Below are 19,192 nucleotides of genomic sequence, written 5' to 3'. Positions count from 1 at the left end.
TTAAATTCCTTTCATTTTCTAATGGATTAAGAAGTCATTGGCTTGGCTATTGACCTGAACCTCCATATCGCCTTCATAGGAAATAATGACAGGGTCTTGGCCCAAGCACAAGCGGCCATCAGTCACCATATAGGTGTCGTCGTTCAACAAGTTAGTGTAGTCGCCTGAAGGCAGGGAGAGCTCCACCTCACAGGGCGCTTGGTCATCAGTCTTCAGTTTGAAAATACCAAACAAGTGTTGCTTGTAATAATGGTAGCCACAAATAATGATATTGGGCTTGACGCCCCGGTAGAAGAAATAGCCACTCTTGCAGGCTTCGCGCTTCTTAATCAAAGAGAGGCGTTGGATCATCTCAGTCATATCTTCATTGGGAGTCCAGTCCATACCTTCCGCCTTGTCCCAGGGAATGGAATCAGTTAGGCCGTATTCTTGTCCCATGATCAAGTGGGCCATCCCCTTCTTAAAGAGAGAAAAGGCGGTCCAATTCCGCAAATCAGCCTTGGTCTTGACTTGCGAAGCGACCCGGGGGTGGTTAGCAAACTCCAGGGCCCGGTTTTTCACGGCGGTAAAGGGCAGCTGAATCTCGCTTAAATTCAGAACATAGATCAGATTATCCAAATCTAAGATTCCGTGGTAGAAACGCAGGTAAAATTCCGCTAAATTGCCCTCGTCCAGGACATCAAAGTTACTATAAAGCTCCCCTTCAGTCGAATAGTGGACATTATTCATCCGCAAACGAAACATGGTATTGTCGGTCAGGAGGTTGCCCATCCAGTAGAAATAAGGATGGACGTCCTCCACTTCAGCCCGGGCACTATTCCAAAACTCGGTGCGGATCAATTGGGCATCGCGAATGGAAAAACCATCCACATAGAGGGCCCACTCCTTCAAGGTAGCAATCAATTCATCCCAAAGTTTAGGGTTAGAAAAGTCGAGGTCAACCCCCTTTTCATAACCTGGAAAGCGGGTATAGACCTGGCCTTCCTTATTGCGTAAGAAGTAGGTTGGTCGGTCTTGAATGACCTCTGAATCTTTGGCCAATTGGGTCATGGGGAACTCAATCACCAGCTGGATTCCCGCCTGGTGGACGGCATGAACCAAGTCCTTGAAATCCTCCATGGTCCCATAGGCCGGGTCCACATCCATAAAATTCTTGACAAAGTTCGGATTGCCAACCTCACCTTCTGGATGTTGGTCGGTCACGGGAAAAATTGACGCCAAAATTAAAATATCCACGCCCAAGTCCTTGAGGCGGGCTAAGTCAGGGATGACTGCTTGAAAAGTCCCTGCTTCAGTATAATTTCGGATAAAAATTTTATAAGCTAACTTATGCCTTAAGGTCAAATTGGTTACCTTAGCCATCGGTTCATGTCACGCTCCTTTTTTGAAAGTGCCTACACCTCTCCTAAGTCGCTTTTATCATATCACATCAGGGCCTAAAAAAGCGCTTAATTTCTCTCTACCACTAGGCTAAGGCCCGGCTGACCAATATTTTACCAGCCTGGGTTACAACTAAGCCCTCAATCCCTTTTAAGTCATCAATGGCAGCCACTGCTTCTTCTGAATTCAAAGCAAAGAGCGCCGTGGTCCAAATCTCACAAAAAACTGATTGGGGCGCGATAATAGTTAAAGAAGCCAGGTCGGTTTCAATAGGGTAACCGGTCTTTGAATCCAGGATATGGTGGTAGGACTGGCCTTCTTGCTTAAATGAGCGTTCATAGATTCCTGAAGTGACCACGGACTGGTTTTTGACCGGGACCGTGGCCATAATTTCACCTCGAATGGCGTCTGGGCGTTGGATACCGATCCGCCAAAAGCCGTCCGCGCGGTTGGGAGCATCTCCCATGACTAGGACATTGCCGCCCAGGTTAATCAAACCATAGTCGGCCCCGGCCTGGCGCCAGTCAGCCACAATCTGGTCAGCAAAATAGCCCTTGGCAATGGCACCCAGGTCAATCTCCATGCCTTCCTTTTCTAAATAAACCTTATGGGTGGTCGGATCAAGCTGGACCTTATGGGGATCAACCAAATCCAGACGTTCGTCGATTTCTTCTTGGCTAGGCACCCGGGCATCGGAAAAGCCGATATGCCAGAGCTTAACCAAGGGGCCAATAGCTAAGTTAAAGCGGCCTTCTGTTGAGACCGAGACTTTCTTAGCTAGTTGGATCAGATCAAAGAGGTCATCATCCACCGCAACAGCCGCCTTCCCCGCTGCCTGGTTGACCTGCATCAACATGGAGTCATCACGGTTAGCGGAAAAGCGGTACTCATAATCGCGTAACTTGGCCTCGCTCTTTTCCAAGAGAGCCTCTGCCTCCGGGTGGCCAACTTTCATTTCAATCACAGTTCCCATTAATTCAACTAATTTTACGGCTTCCATGGCCTTCCCCTTTCTGATTCATTAAATTTCACCCGACACGGTCGGATTTTGCTTGACGCCGGCTAATTCATCGATTTGCCAGTGGAGAACAATCCAGGTGGCCAAGAAGACCGCTATAATATCCACTCCCGCCCGGCTCACTACATCAACCAGGGCGATCTCATAGCGTAAGGCAAAGAAGGCATGGTAGGCCAAAACGGCCGGCGCAAAAAAGCCCCAGGTAAACTGGTAGTTTTTGCCTTTCTTATCTTGGCGCCTGAGATAACGTTGCAAGACGCAAAAGACGCCACCCATGGTCAGTCCCAACATGGCTGACCAGACTAGAGAAATGGTTAGGTTGTCATCGCCTAAACTATAAATATCCAAACCCCGGTAGGCAAAGAAACGAAAAATCACCATGGACAAGGTATAGACCAAGAGGGCCCGGTTATAGATAAAGGGCTTGCGTTGGTAATGTTGACGTTTGGTGGCCAATAATTTCTCAATCAGAGCCCCTTGGACCATGAAGACCAGAACCGCCTTGAGCGAATTTAAGAAATAATCAACCGGCAGGCGGTGGGGCAAGGGTTCACACAGGTAAAGGATGAAGACGACCAGCTCACAGGCCAGGTAGACCCAAGTTTTATAGCGCTTGGTTCCCGGCAAGCGTAAGTCGATCAGCTCATAGCCCGCCGTCATCAAAGTAAACACCAGCCAACCCACTAGAAAAGCCAGGATCGGATAATTTCCCGACTCCAATAAGGGCGAAGGCGGGAGGATCCCTTGAAAGGAGGGGTTGGGTAAAAACAGGTCAAATACCAGCTGTAAAGCAGACATCACTATACCAATTAAGGCTATTCTAAGCCATCGCTTCATCGGCCTCACTTCTTTCTAATAGACCCGCATGGCTAGCAGGTGCTCACGTAACACAACAGCATTATTTTCACTTTCATTTTTGGAACTATAGATTAAGCTTATCTTATGGTCAGCCGCCTTGCGACACAAACGCTGGCAAGCCTCATGGGCATCTCGGTTTTGGTTGAGTTCTTGCTTGTAGGCTGACTTAAAGCGGTCAAAGTGGTTGGGGTGTTGGTGGAAGGTCTTACGCAAGTCGTCACTTGGCGCCACATCCTTCTCCCATTCGTCCACATGGGCATCTTCCTTCTTGACCCCACGCGGCCACAAACGGTCCACTAAAATCCGTTCCCCATCGTTAGGATCATAATCGGCATAAGCCCGCTTAATTGCAATTTCCATCAAACACACGCTCATTTCTAAACTTATCAATATTATAAATATAGTATAACAAAAGCAGCTAAACAAAATAAAAACTTAGCTACCCCATCAGGCAGCTAAGTTTTTTACTAAATTCTCTTATTCAGCTTTTCCCATCTTACTTAAGGCTTCTTCGAGATGGTGTTTGGTCTTTTCCTTACCCATGACTTCAATAGTTAAGCCGATGGACGGACCGTGTTCCTTACCGGAAGTCGCGACACGCAGTGGCATGTAGAGATTTTTACCCTTGATGCCGGTGTCTTTTTGAACTTGTTTAATGGTCGCCATGATGTGTTCTTCATCGAAAGGTTGGATAGCGTCCAACTTATTGTTAAAGTCATTGACCACTTCATAGGCGGTGTCCGCTGACAAGATTTCCTTACCGCGTTCGTCCACTTCTAGGGAATCGTGGAAGAACATGTCGGACAAGTCGACAATTTGTTTGGCGTAGGACATTTCATCCTTATATAAGGAGACTAATTTCTTGGTCCAAGCCAATTCTTCTTCACTGGGGTCGTCTGATACCCGACCAGCCGCTTGCAGGTGAGGAATGGCAAGGCGGGCAACGGTTTCTTCGTCGGCTGCCTTCATGTAGCGGTTATTGATCCATTCCAATTTCTTATTATCAAAAGCCGCCGGTGACTTGCTTAAGCGGTTAGGGTCAAAGATTTCGATAAATTCTTCCTTAGAGAAGATTTCTTCTTCCCCTTTTGGTGACCAGCCCAGTAAGGCGATAAAGTTAAAGATCGCTTCAGGGAGGTAACCCAGGGCACGGTATTGTTCAATAAATTGAATAATGGACCCATCACGCTTGGACAATTTCTTCCCGGTTTCGGCACTGGTAATCAAGGACATGTGGCCGAATACTGGTGGTTCCCAGCCTAATGCTTGGTAGATCATGATTTGTTTTGGCGTATTAGACAAATGGTCATCTCCACGTAAGACATGGGTAATTGCCATTAAGTGGTCATCAACCACCACAGCGAAGTTATAGGTTGGAGACTTATCTTTCTTCCAGATAATAAAGTCGCCTCCAATATCTTCAGAATGGATGCTGACTTGACCTTTAACCATGTCATCAAAGGTATAGGTTTCCCCTTCTGGAATCCGGAAACGGACGGTTTCAGGACGCCCTTCGTCTCGGGCAGCTTGGATGTCTTCATCCGAACGATCACGCCAGGTGCCTTCATAGTGAGGCATGGTACCGGCTTCCTTTTGAGCCTGGCGAGCTGCTTCTAATTCTTCTTCGGTATCAAAGGCATAGTAAGCATCGCCTTGCTCGATCAATTGGTCAATATATTTTTGGTAGATATCGTAACGTTCTGATTGGCGGTAAGGACCGTATTGGCCTGGATTTTCTGGGCTTTCGTCCCAATCCAAACCTAACCATTTCAAGTTGTCAATTTGGCTCTTTTCACCATCAGCCACATTCCGTTTTTTATCGGTGTCTTCAATACGGATAATGAAGTCGCCACCTTCGTGACGGGCGAATAAGTAGTTAAACAAAGCGGTACGCGCATTCCCAATGTGTAAGTAGCCTGTTGGACTTGGCGCATAGCGCACTCTGATCTTATCGGACATAAATTTAGCCATCTCCTCTTGTCTGTAAAGATTTCAATCGTTTCTATTCTACCATAACTTGCCCCCGCATTAAAACGAATGGGCCAAAATGCAGGTAAAAATTGTCTTTCAGGCTAGATCAAGCTGCCTAAAGTGATTCATCAAGCCATCAAAGCTTCACTTTAGCCCTTTAAGGTCACTTGGGCGACCTTATCCCCGGCTTTAACCACTTTAGGGTCTTCCACTTCCAAGCTTTCAACTTGGTCCGCTTGGGTCAAGACCACCACACAGGTAGTTTCTGCGCCGGATTGGCGAACAGCGTCTAAGTCCATTTGGGTCAAGACTTGGCCGGCTTTGACTTGGTCACCCGCAGCTACTTGGGAGGTAAAGGGTTTACCGTCCAAATCAACGGTATTAAACCCTAAGTGGAGGAGGATCTCCAGGCCTTCATCACTTTCAATCCCAATGGCATGTTGAGTAGGGAAAACGGTCGTGACCGTTCCATTGACTGGGGCATGAATCACTCCGTCTTCCGGCTCAATAGCATAGCCATCTCCCATCATCTTTTGACTAAATACGGGGTCAGAGACTGATTCTAAGGCCACTAATTGTCCATTAGCAATGGCTTCAAGTTCTACTGAGGTGTTTTTTGCTTTTTTCTTTAAGAATCCAAACATTTTTTCTGCTCCTTTTTTGGCTAGTCAACCAGCATTTCATTTTAGGGATAGTTTACCATGAACATGTGGGAATAACAGAGCTTTTCGATTAATTTTCAAGAGAGTGTGACAAAGTCAAAAGAGCCCAGAAGAGCTAGGCATACTATATCTGTAACTCGCTTGCGCTTCGAACAGCTATAGCAACTGGAACACACTATGGAAGATTTGTTTTCTGAAAAGAAACAGTGCCTTGCCCAAGCTATTAATCAAGATCTTGGACAAAGGTTAAGTGCTTGTCATCCGACTCCTCAGCCAAGTAGCGGTAGCCCGCTTCAGAAAAGGCTTGAACCTGACTCAGATCAGTGACTTGGTGGTTAACCAGGTAGTTCAACATCAAGCCCCGGCCCTTCTTGGCAATCGTGGAGTGCTGTTTCTTTTTGCCAGCTTTAAGTTGGTAAAAATCGACATCGATCCAGTCATAGCGGTCCGCATCCAGCAAGCTAGCAAATTCCTGGCTGGCTAGGTTAAGAATCCTTTCGCCCGCCGCAAAGGCCTGGTCAAAAGTCCCCTGCCAGAATTTTCTGAGGGACTGTCCCTCCACTTTCAGCGGCATGGACAGGTCCAGGCGGTAGGGCTTAATCGGTTGGGTGGCAGGAATGGGGCCGTAGAGAGCGGACAAAATCCGCACTTGCTGGCCTAGATAAGCTTGGATCGCTGGTTTTTGTAAATCCAAGTCCAGCTGCCGGTAGGCCAAGCCATGGTAGAGGCTAATGGCCGGGTAAGTCTTACCTTGGTCAAAATCTTCTATATAAGCTAAGTTAGTCTCTAGCAACTTGTCCTTCACCTTTAAAGTTTTCGCCACTTCTTCTGGACTCAAGGACTTCAAGGCCTGGACCACTGCTTGACTTTGAGGGCTAAGTTGCCAGTCTTCCTTAAGAGACTGGTCGAAGGACATTTCCTTGGCCGGGGAAAAAATAATCTTCATAAATAATCTCCTTTACACTGGGTCTGTTGGCTTTATTTTACCATAGAGGCGAGCAATGATAGGCGCAGTGGTCTTCTCTATGGCGCATTTGTCGCACACTAACCAAACCTGCTCCAGTCACAGGACGAACGTCCGCTTCAAAAACTGGGATAAGCTCAGCTTTACTGAGCTTATCCCAGTTTTCTCCAGCGATTTCGTCCTTTGGTGTGACTGTCGCACTCTAACCAAACCTGCTCCAAGCGCAGAGCAAGCGTCCTCTTCAGAAAATGGCGACAAATTCTCTGCAAGAATTTTTACGCCTTTTTCTTCCAGAGATCTTGCTCTTTGGCGCGCTTGTCGCACCCTGACTTTTATAGTTTATAAAAATAACTTTTATTGGACAAAAAAGTCGAATTATATTATGGTTTTTTTATCAGTTTTTAGGGGAGTAGAGGAAAATGGAAAAAGAATTTGGTCCAGTTTTACGCTTTTTGAGAGGAATTGTTCGCCTATTTATACCCACATACCGACTCGACCAAGACACGATACCCGACTTGAGCCAACCGACCGTCTTTGTCTCCCACCATGAGAACCTCAGAGGCCCGCTTAAAATTATTATCTGGACCACCATTTTTATGCGGATCTGGGTCCTGGCCAAGTTGACCGACCCTAAGGATTGCTACCAACATTTTGTGGACTATACCTTTACCCAACGTTTCCATCTTCCTAAAGCCCTCGCCAAGCTCTTGGCTTTTCCAGCGGCATGGATCGTGGCATTCTTCCTTAAGCAAGCTCGGGTCATTCCCGTTTATCGGGGGAGCCGCCAGCTTAAGAAAACCTTCACTACTAGCCTCCAAGCCCTAGAAGAGCGCGTCCCCGTCACTATCTTCCCTGATGTGGACTATCAAAGTAAGGACCAACCTGTGGGAAAAATCTACGAAGGCTTCCTCCATTTGGAAAAACTCTACTACCGTAAACATCAAAGTCATATTCAGTTTATCCCCCTCTACGCCAACCGGAAAACCCATACCATTTATTGCGGCCAAGCCGTGTCCTTCCAAGGGGATAAGAAAAGCTTCCACCAAGAACGTGACCAGGTCGCCCAAAAACTCCAAGACCAACTCAACCAACTCCTCGATAAAGACTAGAACAATCTGAAGAAGTTAACCCTGACCGCCACTCTCCTAGTTAAAGTGGCAGTCAGGGCTTTTTTATTCTCTGTTATTTTTTACGTCGATAAATCCTTAAGTTGAATTTCCAGCTTTTTCTGACTATTACCCTTATAATAAAATTATCAGGTGGTCAAAATCTGGCCACCAAGAATAAAATATGAGGAGGAAGAACTATGTCGATGCGAGATCAATTAATCGGTACCTGGCGTTTACTGTCTTATGAAACCGAAAAAGACGGCGAAAAGGTCTATCCTTTCGGCGAAGACGCTAAGGGCTTCATTATGTATAATCCTGACGGCTATATGTCTGCTCAACTATCTAAAGTTGGCCGGACCCCCTACGAATCGGGAGATATCCACACCGGAACTAAAGAAGAAATGGCAGAAGCTGCCCATGGTTATATGGCCTATTCCGGTCGCTTTGAAGTAGACGAAGAAAAAGGAGAGGTCACCCACCACATGGACGTTTCCATGAACCCAACCTGGGAAGGCCAAGCCCAACCCCGGGTCGGTCAAATTGACGGCAAGATCCTATCCATCTATAACGGACTCCACCCCGAAGACCAACTCAAATGGGAACGCGTAGAACCCCACGAATAAAAGGTAAGCGACTTCCCCATCTGATCGTATTGTAGAGATAATTTTTTAATATGCATAAGGAGGACTCATTTATGGCAAATACCAATCGCGTTGTTGTTGTTACTGGTGGCGGGTCAGGGATTGGCCTTGCTATCGCAAAAAGTTTTGCAGAAAATGGTGACAAGGTAGCTATCCTCGGTCGGACCAAGGAAAAATTAGACAAGGCTGCTGAGGGGCATGAAAATCTTTACGGCTTCCCTTGTGACATCCAAGTCGAAGAAGAAGTTCAGGAAACCACCGCAGCGATCGCCAAAGAACTTGGTGACATTGACGTCTTAGTCAATAATGCTGGTTTACAAAGAATTCACTCTGTCGAAGACTTCCCACTTTCTGACTGGAACCAAGTGATCGGCACCATCTTAACCGGAACCTTCCTCATGACCAAATATGCCCTCCCTTACATGACTAAAAACGAATGGGGCCGGGTCATTACCATTTCTTCCGGTCATGGTCGTCGTCCAGATAAATACAAGTCAGCTTATGTAGCGGCTAAACATGGTCAAATCGGTTTCACCAATACCGTAGCTATGGAATACGCCCAAGCTGGCATTACCGCTAACTCTATCCTACCAGGCGCCACCAATACTGATTTAATCCAAAATCAATTAGGTGACTTAGCCGAAAAAGACGGCACTTCTAAACAAGAAGCCCTGGAAACCCATATCTTAGGGGCTCAATGGATGAAAGAACTCATTGAACCTGAAGAAATCGGTGCCTTGGCAGTCTTCTTAGCTTCTGACGGTGCCGCTAAGATTACCGGCGAAGCCATCGGCATTACCGGTGGCGAATAGAATAAAGCTGCTGATAAACCAACAAAAAAACCGACGTTCTCGAAGAGCGTCGGCTTTTCTATTTCCTATTGATAAATGAATGGCCCCTGCTCTAGAGCTGAGCACTTTCAATATACCATACAGGAAGTCTTTTGTTTGTTTAGAAGCTAAAGGTCTATAGGTAGAACTTATCCACAAAAGCGAGCTATTTCTTCATATAAGTCCTCACCCCAAAATAAACCAGCGCAAAAACAAAGTAGGTAATTGTGGCGCCGTAGTTAAAGAAATCAATAGGTAAAAACAAATTGAGTAACAAGATAAGTAAAAAGACTCCACCTAAAACGGTCAAGGTTTCATTAACTGCTTTATTCATAAAAATCCTTCTTTCCGATAATGATGTCACTTATCACTTACGAGTATAGATAATTTTGATTAACAGCTCTTGACATTTTCAGCCTAACAAGTATTTAAATAGCATACAAATAATTAGCTCATATAAATAATAAAAAAACATTTTACTAAAAGATTATTAAGCTAGGTAAAGAATAGCCACCCCACGATCATGGGATGGCTGTTATGCTTTTCAAAGCAGAAATTTTCACCTTACCGCACTTTGACGATGCCACAAGTCCACCAAATTTAAAAACTTTCCTCTCTATTTTTCTTCTTCCCAGTGGTCGATGAAGTCATAGAGTTCACTTTCCCGTTGGTAGATAATTACGGACACCACCATGACTAAGCCCAGGAGAATGAAACCCAGGGCCAGCAGGATGGGCAGGTAGGCAGAAAGCCGGGGGTGGCCAATGAGGAGGATGCCCATGGCAAAAGTCGCTAGCGACAGTACAATCCCGCTCACTGGAATATCCCAATGGTCAGTATGGATGCGGTAAAATTGCCAAATCCGGATCAGACTCAGACCAATCATCCACACCCCTACCTGAATAGGCAGGAAGCGGCCGCCAAAATAAATACCCGCTCCTGAGAGGACAAAGGCTAAAATAGCCGCCAATAAGTAAGTCCCACGCAAGCGCGACTCCGGCTGGGTCCAAAAGTAACGCAGATCCCAGAGCCCCGAAATAAAGATGACTAAAAGGAAAAACCCTGCTAGAAAGCTTAAGTCATAACTGGGCTTAACCAAAAGAACCAGCCCCGAGAAAATTAAGGCACCCCCAACCAAGACGCTCACCCAGGGTTGGTCTTGATGCCAGTGACTAACTTGTTGGAGGACTTCATTCTTGATAGATTGGGGATAGTAAGAGTCCTCACTGGTCTGACGTCTACGCTTCAAGGCCCGCCCAATCAATACCAAGTCATTCAAGGTTGACATCAGAAAGCGCTGGGTCGATCGGTCTAAAGACTTGCCTTCCCGATACAAATTACCAATAAAGCCGGAGAAATCCTGGTCAACATCCTTGAAACTATCGATACCGGTTTGGTTTAAAAGTTCAAAAACTAGGAAGAAGAAGCGCTCAATATTTTCTTGCCCCTGCCATTGCATCCAGACATTCATGGTGGCTTGGGCCAGCTGGCTGGTTGGGGTGGTGCTTTGAGCCAGCTTAAAGTGGGTCTCTTCCACCTCCCACATTTCCATCAGATGTTGCATAAGGGAAATCCCCGAACTTCTCACCACCACAGGCTTAACCGCCGCATAGAGAATGATCCCAATCAGGGAATCCTCGGGCACATATTCATGGATCCGCCCTTGAATCCGGTGAAAATTTTCCTGGGCCAGAGTTTCACGGTGAATACCGGGCGAATCAAAGGCGTACACCGCGCTCAGACGGTCTTGGTAGGACTTGTCTTGTTGAATAGAAGCAACAATAGCCAAGTTTCCACCTTTGGAATGACCGGAAACGATGATGGTTTGCTCAGAATCGGTCGTATAATCAAGCACTTGACGCAGGTAGTTTGTGGCTGACTTTTGTGAGGGCATGGCTTTTTGATAGGCCAGTTTGAAATTCTCCCGCCAGCCAACTAAGTGGTCGTCAGTTCCTCGAAAGGCAATGATCTTAAAATGATCAGGCACTTCCACCACCAAGGCCGCAAACTGAAGCACCGCCTCCCGATTCAACTGGGAATCAAAGCCATAGAGACGGATGTCTTGAAAACGCTGGCTACCCACCATGGCTTCCAAAAGCGCATAGCGGCCGTCCATAATCCACTGCCACAAGCCTTGAAAGGAATAGTCTTGGTCCTTTAAAGCCTGGTAGAGGGTGGGTAAATCCCAATAGTCCTCCCCACTCAAATCATTCGGCAAAAGCCCAGCGATAGGCAGATTACTCAACTCGGTTAAAGCCGCAATATCCACTTCATTAAGCGCCAAATCAGTAAAACTTTGGCCCTTATTCACCTTGAGATAATCAACAATCCGCATCACTAGCCTCCTCACAATTTATACTTAACCCTATTATAGGGAATCCAACTAAGAAAATAAAAAATTAAGTACAAAAAACAACCCACTGTCTGTAGTGACCCCCAAAAGTTGGACTAAGAATTCAACTTTTGGGGGTTATTTTTATGTCTAAATATTCATTAGAATTTAAACTGAATTTAGTAGGAGACTATATTGCGAAAAAAGGAAGTTATCGAACCTTAGCTAATAAAGCAGGAATAGATCCTTCTATTTTACGAAGGTGGGTTAATAACTATTATGAATTTGGTGTAGATGGTTTAAAGAAAAGGCGGACTCAACAGGTTTATACTGTTGAATTCAAATTAAATGCGATAGAATTGTATGAAAGTACGGAAATGAGTTATCGCGAATTGGCCAATTCATTAAACATGAATAATCCAAGTCTAATCGCTAATTGGCGAAGAGCTTATCATGAAAGAGGACTTGATGGCCTTTCCGCGAGGAAAGGAAGGCCACCTAAAGTGTCTAAAAAGAAATCACAAATCAATCAAATAAAGGATAGCAGCGAAACCAATCAGTTAAGTGAAGCAAAAATAAAGGAACTTGAACAACGGATTACGGATTTAGAAATTGAGAACAAATTTTTAAAAGGATTGAGGAGACGTGTGGCTCAAAGAGTCAAGCGAGAAAAGAAGAAATAGTGACCGAAATCACACGTCTCCATGATGAAAAATATGCTTTAAAAGATATTCTTAGCGTTTTAAAGTTTCCTAAATCGACCTACTTTTATTGGAAAAATAAAGATGAGGAAATTGATAAGGATGCCGATTTAAAAGAGGAAATGAAAGACATCAGAGAAACCCATAAGGATTATGGTTATCGAAGAATGCGAGCTGAACTGCTTTCCCGTGGTTATAAGGTCAGTAAAAACAAAGTTCAACGCCTAATGAAAATTATGGGGATACAGGTCACTAGCTATACTAGAAAGACAAGAAAATATAATTCCTACAAAGGAACGATTGGAGAGATAGCGCCAAATCGTATCAACCGGCGGTTTGATTCGACCATTCCTTATCAAAAAATAACAACAGACACAACAGAATTTAAATACTACTATGCCGATGATTCTGGGAATTATCAAACTGGAAAACTCTATTTAGATCCTTACATGGATCTATTTAATCGAGAAATTATTTCTTTTAAGATAACACATCAGCCTAATGGACAAAGCATGTTGGAGGGGCTACAAGCTGCCATTGAAGCAAGTAAATTATGTCCATACAGAAGAACCTTTCATTCTGATCAGGGCTGGGCCTATCAAATGAAAAGTTACACCCGGCTCTTGAAGGATCACCGAATTTTTCAAAGTATGTCTCGTAAAGGAAATTGCTTAGATAATTCGCCAATGGAGAATTTCTTTAGTCTACTAAAACAAGAAGTCTACTATGGTCGGACTTATCATTCCTTTGAAGAATTAGCACAAGCGATTGAAGATTTTATAATCTATTACAATGGTGAAAGAATCAAAGAAAAATTAGATTTTAGGAGTCCTATAGAATTTCGTCTTCATCACGCTTCTTTCGCCGCTTAATGATTACACATAAACTTTAAACTTATCAAGAGCCGCTACGCTCTTCCTCTTGACAAGTTTAAATTTCTGAGTAAATGTGTCGGCAAGAAATAAGCAAGAACTGTAAGCAACAAAAAAGAGCTGGCCAAAGGCCAACTCACTATATATAAAGTCCAACTTATTGGGGTCACCATAGTCTGAGTGGGTTGTAAAGGAAAAAACAAAAATGAAAGGATGATGCAATCTCTCGATTGCTTCGCATCTATTGTAACACGATATTCTAACATATGTAAGGGCTTACATATACTTTTTTGAAATTTTTACCATAACTATTTACTTATTTATAACTTTCCTCAAACTACCAGTCTATTTCTGCTTTTGGTAGACCTTAACCTTTAGATAACCGCTCTCAGGACTAAGCGGCGGTACCGGAAAATCATCCGGCAACTGGAAGCTTTCTACTAATTTAATCTGATGTCCATCAGCCTTAGCTCCCTGGTTAATATCCGCTTGAAAGGCTTTGGGCGAATAGTTGGCCGCATTGGTGGAACAGATCAGATACCCACCCGGGCTGAGAATTTCCAAGGCATCGTGGACCAGTTGGGGGTATTGTTCCGTCACCTTGAAGATCTGCTTACCATTACGAGCAAAACTTGGCGGGTCCATCACGATCACATCATAAGTCAGGTCATGGCGCTTAGCATAGGCAAAATAGTCAAAGGTATCCATAACATAAACCTTATGACTATCTCCTAAGTCAATCCCGTTGGCGGCAAACTGTTCCGCAGTCAGTTCCTTGGTTCGGTTGGCCAGGTCCACAGAAGTGGTTGACAAGGCCCCACCCATAGCAGCCGCCAGAGAAAAAGCTCCCGTATAGGAAAAGGTATTGAGGACTCGTTTTCCTAGGGCTAGTCTTGACATGAGATAGTCGCGGACCAACCTTTGATCCAGGAAAATCCCGGTCATCCAGCCATCGGCCAGCCGGGTCACATAATTGATTCCGTTCTCCTTAATCATTATTGCTTGGTCTGTCGCTTGGCCCCAGAGTCTTTCATTTTTATGAGGGACGGCTTGGCTCTTGAAGCGGTTTTTCCCTTCCATGGCGATGGCTTCAGGGTAGACTGTCTTTAGCGCTTCAATAATGGCTGCCTGGTTCTGGTAAATGCCCAGAGAATACCATTGCAGGAGCAGGTAGCCGGCATAGTAGTCCACCGTCAAACCGCCTAAACCATCGCCCTCGCCGTTAAAGACCCGGAAGGCGGTGGTCAAGTCATCGTGGAAGAGCCCCTGGCGTTTATCCTTGGCTACTTGGAAGACTTCCTGGAAGAAGTCTTGCCCCCACTTGGTCTGGCGGTCATAGCTATAGATCCAACCAATGCCTTTATTTTGCCGGGCCAAGTAGGCTAAAGCAAGAAAGTCACCGGCTTGGTCTTGGACTTGGACCAAGTCGCCCTCTTCAAAGTGAGGCGGCTTAACGAAGTCCTGTTCTTTTAATAATAAGCGTCCCGCGCGAGCCGCTTGACTGGCGCGTTTCTTCAGAGTGAGTGTTCGCATACTTTACCTGCTTTCATGTTTCATTAGGAAGAAATGTTTAAAGTCATAGGCAAAATGGCCGATCACCACGCCCATACTGTTAAAAATCACGTCATCAATATGGCCCAAACCCGTGCCCAGGAAGAGCTGACCACATTCAATCATAAAGGAAAAGCCCATCCCCATAAAGAGGACCCGGAAGAAACTCCGTTGCCCGCAAAAGAAATAAGCCAGCAGCCAGCCAAAGGGAATAAACCACAAGACATTGCCAAAAAAGTTATACCAATAGGAAAAACTGGAATCCCCATAGGCCAGTTTGATGGTATCCACCAAGGGCAGCCAGTGGAAGTCCCGTAAAGTTACTCCAGGAACTAGGGATAAACGCCACCACTGCCAGTCGTAGCGTAAGACGGTGAGGTGGAGGAGGACCAAGTAAACAAAGAGGGCTAAGATGTGGCCGTACTTGGACCAATCGACCTGCCACTGGGCTTGGCGGCGCTTTTTCACATGGGCGATTAGGGCGGAAATAGTCAGAAAAATTAAAGTATAAAGGATGGTTTTATCCAGAGAAAAAACTAAGAGGCGGATCAGGGGAAAATGATTCACCCGGTCCGCCAGTAAGTAAGCGAGTAAGTGATAGAGGGGGCCAAGAAAAATCATCGGGCATCCCACTCCCCACTAATCCAGCTACTTTTCTTGACCAGCAGGTTATTATGGGGGTCAGGGAAACAGCTTATCTTTATCAGTATCGCTTTTGACATCCTATCTGGATAGGAATAGGTAGACATGTAGAAGGTCTCCTTCTGGTTAATTTTTTGATCGCCCCTGGCGCGTCCCGCTTGAGGATCTAGCTGGTATCAGTCGGGTCAGAGGCGTCGTCACTGCTTTTCGAGTCACTGGTCGTTGACTCTTGCTTTTCATTTTTAGCCTTGATTTGACTTTCAGGTGGGAAACGTAGGGTAAACTGGGTGCCCTTATCCACTTCGCTAGTCACCCGGATATCGGCTTGGTGGACTTTCATAAGTTGCTTCACAATAGACAGTCCCAGGCCCGATTCGCCGTAAGCTGAAGCCTTACGTGATTGGTCAACCTTATAGAAGCGTTCCCAAATATTGGCTAATTCGCTCTCGGTCATCCCGATCCCGGTGTCACGCACGCGAATGGTGGTCCACTGGTCTTCGCCAAGGTCAGCATCAATGGTGATGGTACCAGATTCGGTAAACTGAATAGCATTATGGACCAAGTTAAAGATAATTTGCCGGAAGCGGTCCATATCGGCAAAGACTGTCAATTGGTCTGGACAATGCAAGACGATGCGGTCATCTTTCTTATCGGTCAGTTCCTTGGCCTGGATCACCAGTTCTTCAAGAACCGATTTAACGGGAAAAGTCACCTGGTTGAGGACAATTTCATGGGCCCGGATTTTCTCATAGTCCAAGTTATCGTTAACTAAACGGATCAAGCGCTGGGTTTCCTTATGCAAGAGCTCCAAGCTCCGTTCTTCCTTGTCCTTGGGGAAGATATGGTAGCGCAAGCCCTCCAAGAGACCGTTCATGGTGGTGAGCGGGGTCCGCAATTCGTGGGCGATATCCATAATCAATTGATGGCGCATGCGTTCTTGGCGCTCGATCTCTACTTCCGATTCGGCTAGAGAGGCCGTCATGTCGTTGAAGTCATCAGCCAAGTCATCTAACTCATCGCGGTGGGCGGAAGGGATTTGCAGATAATGGCCTTGAGTCACCGAGCGCGTGGCCTGACGCAGACGGTTGATCCGCGAAGTTTGGTAGCGGGCCATCATAATGGCTAGGATTACCGCGGCTACCACCGAAATCGCCACACCTTGGAAGATATTGGCCTTTAACTTGTTAATGGTTTGGCGAATCCCACCCGCGGCCTGGCCAATCACCAAGTAACCCGAGTAGTCGCCCGAATCGCCGTCTTCTAAGGGGACGGTAATGGCATAGGCATCGGGACTATCCCCTGTAAAGCCCAGGTCGAAGTCGAATAAGCCTAAGCGGCCCTTTTCTTTCATGGAAACAATGTCATCTTGAGGCAAGCCCTGTTCGGCATAGTCGCCATTATCCTTGTCAGTGAGGGACTGGGGATAGATGCGTTGGTTATCCGCGTTATACCAGAAAATCTTAATCTGAAAGGAATCTTCAAACCAATTCTGGGCCTCTTCTAGCATCTCGCGAGACACTTGCCGGCCTTGGATTTCGGAATAGACGGTCTCTAAATCATCAAAGACCTGTTGGTAGATCTGACTCTCCGTGTAACGAAAAAAGGTAAAGGAGAGTCCGCAAACCGTCACCAAGACCAAAATCGCAAAGGATGCTAATTGTTGGTATAAGTAACGCAAGTTTACTTCTCCCCACTTTCATCGTATTTATAGCCCACACCCCAGACAGTTCGAATGGCTTGGGGGCCGTTCTTTTCCATCTTTTGGCGGAGTTTTTTGATGTGGGCATCCACGGTCCGCTCATCCCCGTAGAAAGGGTCTTCCCACAAACTGGTCAAGAGGTGGTCGCGGGTGAAGACCTGCTTAGGGTGGGAAGCTAAGAGGGCCAGAATATCAAATTCCTTGGGCGTCAAATTAGCAATGGCTTGACCGTGAAAGGAAGCCTCCCGAGTATTGGGGTCAATGGTTAAGTACTTGGTCTTAATCAGGCTCTTCTCTTCTTGGTCTTGGCTTTCCCGGTTGTCATTGGCATCCCGCCGTCTCAGTAGCGCGTGCATCTTAGCCACCAGAGTCAAGGGGCTAAAGGGTTTGGTGATATAGTCATCTGCCCCCAATCCCAATCCCAAGACTTGGTCACTCTCACTATCCCGGGCGGTTAACATAATAATAATCACATCTTGGTTGCTTTTACGGATATCTTGGCAGATACTAATGCCATCCTTTGACGGTAAATTCAAATCCAAAATCACAATATCAATCTCATCTTCATGGGCCTTAAAATAGTCGTACCCTTCTTGGCCATCATAGGAAAAATGACTCTCCCAACCCGCTTCTTGGTCAAGGAACATGGATAGCATTTCTGCCACACTGGTATTATCTTCAATCATCAAAATTTTCACGCCACGGCCCTCCTTTTTCTCATGCACCTGTTAATAAGGCGTCGATGATGGTCACTGCCTCATCAGCAGGACCTATTCCTTACCTATTATAAGCAATTTTAGGAAAAATTTGTCAAAGAATGCAAAAGATAAATAATTCTTAAAGGAGAAAATGACCTCCCCTTTGCGGCTTAATAGGAAGAGAGGAGGTGAAGTGATGAACCAAGTTCAACTGATTGGCCGCTTAGCCCGGGACATTGAAATGACCCAAACGGAAAGTAAACACCAAGTCCTAAACAATGCCCTGGCTGTCAACCGCTTTGTTGGTGGAGAGAAGCAGACCGATTTTATTCCCATTACAGCTTGGAATGCGACCGCCCAACTGATTGATAAATACCTGGACAAGGGCGATGAAATTGGCATTGTAGGTAACTTACATATGAACCACTATACCAATAAAGACCAAGTGAAGGTTTACCAATTGGAAGTCATTGTCCGCGAAGTCTTCTTCTTACGTAAGAAACAAGGCGATAAGCCAGTCCAAGATATTAACATTGAAGTGACTAAGGTTTAAAGCCAAAAATAGACAGCCAGCTGAGCCTTTAGAAAAGTCAGCTGGCTGTATTGATTTAATCATTCGTTTCAAGGAAAAATAGTTTTCTTAAGCAAATAGCTTAGTGAGCAGGCGGGCTACTTTTGAAATATAGAGGAGCAACGAGTCTGGGACAAAAGCCTCAGACTCTTTTCAAAATACGAACTATCTAATCAAAACGTGTTCCAAAAGTCAGCCACTCGACTGGCCCTTTTATTCTTCCCTTCCCTCGGCTTCATTTTGGTAGTGCATATAAAGCAAAGGATAGGGCCTGCCCTCAGTATCCATGGCCGTCCGACGATAAGGAACAAATCCCATCTCTTGATAAAAGCCAACCGCTTTGGGATTCTGTTCATTCACGGTGAGCTGGCTAATCCCATAGGAAGTCATCCCCTCCTCAAGCAAGGCCCGGCCCAGGCCTTGGCCCCAATACCTCGGATGAAGAAAGAGCATCTCCAGGTTTTCGCCAGCCATTCCCATGAAACCAGCAATTTCTCCCGTATGGGCCTTGACCGCCACTAGGTCGTCAACCGCCATTAAAGCGCCCGGCACCTCTGCTTTAATGGCTTCGATGGCAGCTTCCGAGAGAAAGTCATGACTGGCTCTTACCGACGCCTCCCAAATCGCCAGGAGCTCTGGAATATAGTCCTCCCTAGGAGTTACTTCACAGATTTGATATTGACTTGACATGGT

General features: G+C 45.8%; 19 protein-coding genes. 5 read left to right on the top strand and 14 right to left on the bottom strand.

Annotation, left to right across the window (positions count from 1 at the left end; translation table 11 throughout):
* Positions 1-18: 18 nt before the first annotated feature.
* From HMPREF9243_RS01740 to yaaA, 7 genes are all read right to left on the bottom strand, one after another.
* A complete protein-coding gene (locus tag HMPREF9243_RS01740; RefSeq protein WP_013669529.1) occupies positions 19-1,362 on the bottom strand; it encodes an alpha-amylase family glycosyl hydrolase in 1,344 nt (447 codons plus the stop codon).
* A 103-nt stretch (positions 1,363-1,465) separates the two neighbouring features.
* On the bottom strand, positions 1,466-2,380 hold the full coding sequence (locus tag HMPREF9243_RS01735; protein ID WP_013668639.1) for an FAD:protein FMN transferase: 915 nt from the start codon (positions 2,378-2,380) through the stop codon (positions 1,466-1,468).
* A gap of 21 nt (positions 2,381-2,401) precedes the next feature.
* Positions 2,402-3,235: a hypothetical protein gene (locus HMPREF9243_RS01730; protein WP_013669782.1), complete on the bottom strand. Its 834-nt coding sequence runs from the start codon at positions 3,233-3,235 to the stop codon at positions 2,402-2,404.
* Positions 3,236-3,250: 15 nt separating this feature from the next.
* Positions 3,251-3,616, bottom strand: coding sequence for a DUF488 domain-containing protein (locus tag HMPREF9243_RS01725; RefSeq protein WP_013668836.1), 366 nt, complete (start codon positions 3,614-3,616; stop codon positions 3,251-3,253).
* A 117-nt stretch (positions 3,617-3,733) separates the two neighbouring features.
* Complete coding sequence (gltX, locus tag HMPREF9243_RS01720; RefSeq protein WP_013669150.1) at positions 3,734-5,215, bottom strand: glutamate--tRNA ligase; 1,482 nt, start codon at positions 5,213-5,215, stop codon at positions 3,734-3,736.
* A 161-nt stretch (positions 5,216-5,376) separates the two neighbouring features.
* The gene (locus HMPREF9243_RS01715) at positions 5,377-5,871 is read right to left on the bottom strand and encodes a PTS glucose transporter subunit IIA (protein WP_013669879.1); all 495 of its coding nucleotides are present in this window, start codon (positions 5,869-5,871) and stop codon (positions 5,377-5,379) included.
* A 241-nt stretch (positions 5,872-6,112) separates the two neighbouring features.
* Positions 6,113-6,835 (bottom strand): peroxide stress protein YaaA, encoded by a 723-nt coding sequence (yaaA, locus tag HMPREF9243_RS01710; RefSeq protein WP_013669412.1) that lies wholly within the window; start codon positions 6,833-6,835, stop codon positions 6,113-6,115.
* Positions 6,836-7,272: 437 nt separating this feature from the next.
* Here yaaA and HMPREF9243_RS01705 point away from each other — a divergent pair, with 437 nt between their 5' ends.
* From HMPREF9243_RS01705 to HMPREF9243_RS01695, 3 genes are all read left to right on the top strand, one after another.
* On the top strand, positions 7,273-7,962 hold the full coding sequence (locus HMPREF9243_RS01705; RefSeq protein ID WP_013670101.1) for a hypothetical protein: 690 nt from the start codon (positions 7,273-7,275) through the stop codon (positions 7,960-7,962).
* Positions 7,963-8,159: 197 nt separating this feature from the next.
* On the top strand, positions 8,160-8,585 hold the full coding sequence (locus tag HMPREF9243_RS01700; protein WP_013668951.1) for a lipocalin-like domain-containing protein: 426 nt from the start codon (positions 8,160-8,162) through the stop codon (positions 8,583-8,585).
* A 71-nt stretch (positions 8,586-8,656) separates the two neighbouring features.
* Positions 8,657-9,415 carry an SDR family NAD(P)-dependent oxidoreductase gene (locus tag HMPREF9243_RS01695; RefSeq protein WP_013669686.1) on the top strand — a complete coding sequence of 253 codons (759 nt, stop codon included), beginning with the start codon at positions 8,657-8,659 and terminating at the stop codon, positions 9,413-9,415.
* Between the two features lie 184 nt (positions 9,416-9,599).
* Here the strand turns inward: HMPREF9243_RS01695 and HMPREF9243_RS10555 are convergent, their stop codons facing one another.
* Together HMPREF9243_RS10555 and HMPREF9243_RS01690 are read right to left on the bottom strand one after the other, a co-directional pair.
* Positions 9,600-9,767 carry a hypothetical protein gene (locus tag HMPREF9243_RS10555; protein ID WP_013668795.1) on the bottom strand — a complete coding sequence of 56 codons (168 nt, stop codon included), beginning with the start codon at positions 9,765-9,767 and terminating at the stop codon, positions 9,600-9,602.
* Between the two features lie 282 nt (positions 9,768-10,049).
* On the bottom strand, positions 10,050-11,768 hold the full coding sequence (locus HMPREF9243_RS01690; protein ID WP_013669503.1) for an Mbeg1-like protein: 1,719 nt from the start codon (positions 11,766-11,768) through the stop codon (positions 10,050-10,052).
* A gap of 143 nt (positions 11,769-11,911) precedes the next feature.
* Between HMPREF9243_RS01690 and HMPREF9243_RS10195 the strand changes: the two genes are divergently transcribed.
* Positions 11,912-13,338 (top strand): IS3 family transposase gene (locus tag HMPREF9243_RS10195; protein ID WP_101560582.1). Its coding sequence is split into 2 segments (ribosomal slippage): positions 11,912-12,422 and positions 12,422-13,338, totalling 1,428 coding nucleotides; the frame shifts between segments, so codons are not numbered across the junction.
* Positions 13,339-13,683: 345 nt separating this feature from the next.
* Here the strand turns inward: HMPREF9243_RS10195 and HMPREF9243_RS01675 are convergent.
* The 4 genes from HMPREF9243_RS01675 to HMPREF9243_RS01660 form a co-directional block, all read right to left on the bottom strand.
* Positions 13,684-14,871, bottom strand: a complete 1,188-nt coding sequence (locus HMPREF9243_RS01675) for a class I SAM-dependent rRNA methyltransferase (RefSeq protein ID WP_013669145.1) — start codon at positions 14,869-14,871, stop codon at positions 13,684-13,686.
* Positions 14,872-14,874: 3 nt separating this feature from the next.
* A complete protein-coding gene (locus HMPREF9243_RS01670; RefSeq protein WP_013670064.1) occupies positions 14,875-15,510 on the bottom strand; it encodes a VanZ family protein in 636 nt (211 codons plus the stop codon).
* A gap of 187 nt (positions 15,511-15,697) precedes the next feature.
* The gene (locus HMPREF9243_RS01665) at positions 15,698-17,209 is read right to left on the bottom strand and encodes a HAMP domain-containing sensor histidine kinase (RefSeq protein WP_013669923.1); all 1,512 of its coding nucleotides are present in this window, start codon (positions 17,207-17,209) and stop codon (positions 15,698-15,700) included.
* A gap of 2 nt (positions 17,210-17,211) precedes the next feature.
* A complete protein-coding gene (locus HMPREF9243_RS01660; protein WP_013668862.1) occupies positions 17,212-17,928 on the bottom strand; it encodes a response regulator transcription factor in 717 nt (238 codons plus the stop codon).
* A 196-nt stretch (positions 17,929-18,124) separates the two neighbouring features.
* On the opposite strand from HMPREF9243_RS01660, the gene HMPREF9243_RS01655 reads away from it, so the two are divergent.
* Positions 18,125-18,481 (top strand): single-stranded DNA-binding protein, encoded by a 357-nt coding sequence (locus HMPREF9243_RS01655; protein ID WP_049776716.1) that lies wholly within the window; start codon positions 18,125-18,127, stop codon positions 18,479-18,481.
* Positions 18,482-18,712: 231 nt separating this feature from the next.
* On the opposite strand, the gene HMPREF9243_RS01650 is transcribed toward HMPREF9243_RS01655, so the two are convergent.
* The gene (locus HMPREF9243_RS01650) at positions 18,713-19,189 is read right to left on the bottom strand and encodes a GNAT family N-acetyltransferase (RefSeq protein ID WP_013668867.1); all 477 of its coding nucleotides are present in this window, start codon (positions 19,187-19,189) and stop codon (positions 18,713-18,715) included.
* Between the last annotated feature and the right edge of the window lie 3 nt (positions 19,190-19,192).

The sequence above is a fragment of the Aerococcus sp. Group 1 genome (assembly GCF_000193205.1).
In the GTDB taxonomy this organism is placed as follows: Bacteria; Bacillota; Bacilli; order Lactobacillales; family Aerococcaceae; genus Aerococcus; species Aerococcus urinae_A.
This window is presented reverse-complemented; position numbering and strand designations above follow the sequence as displayed.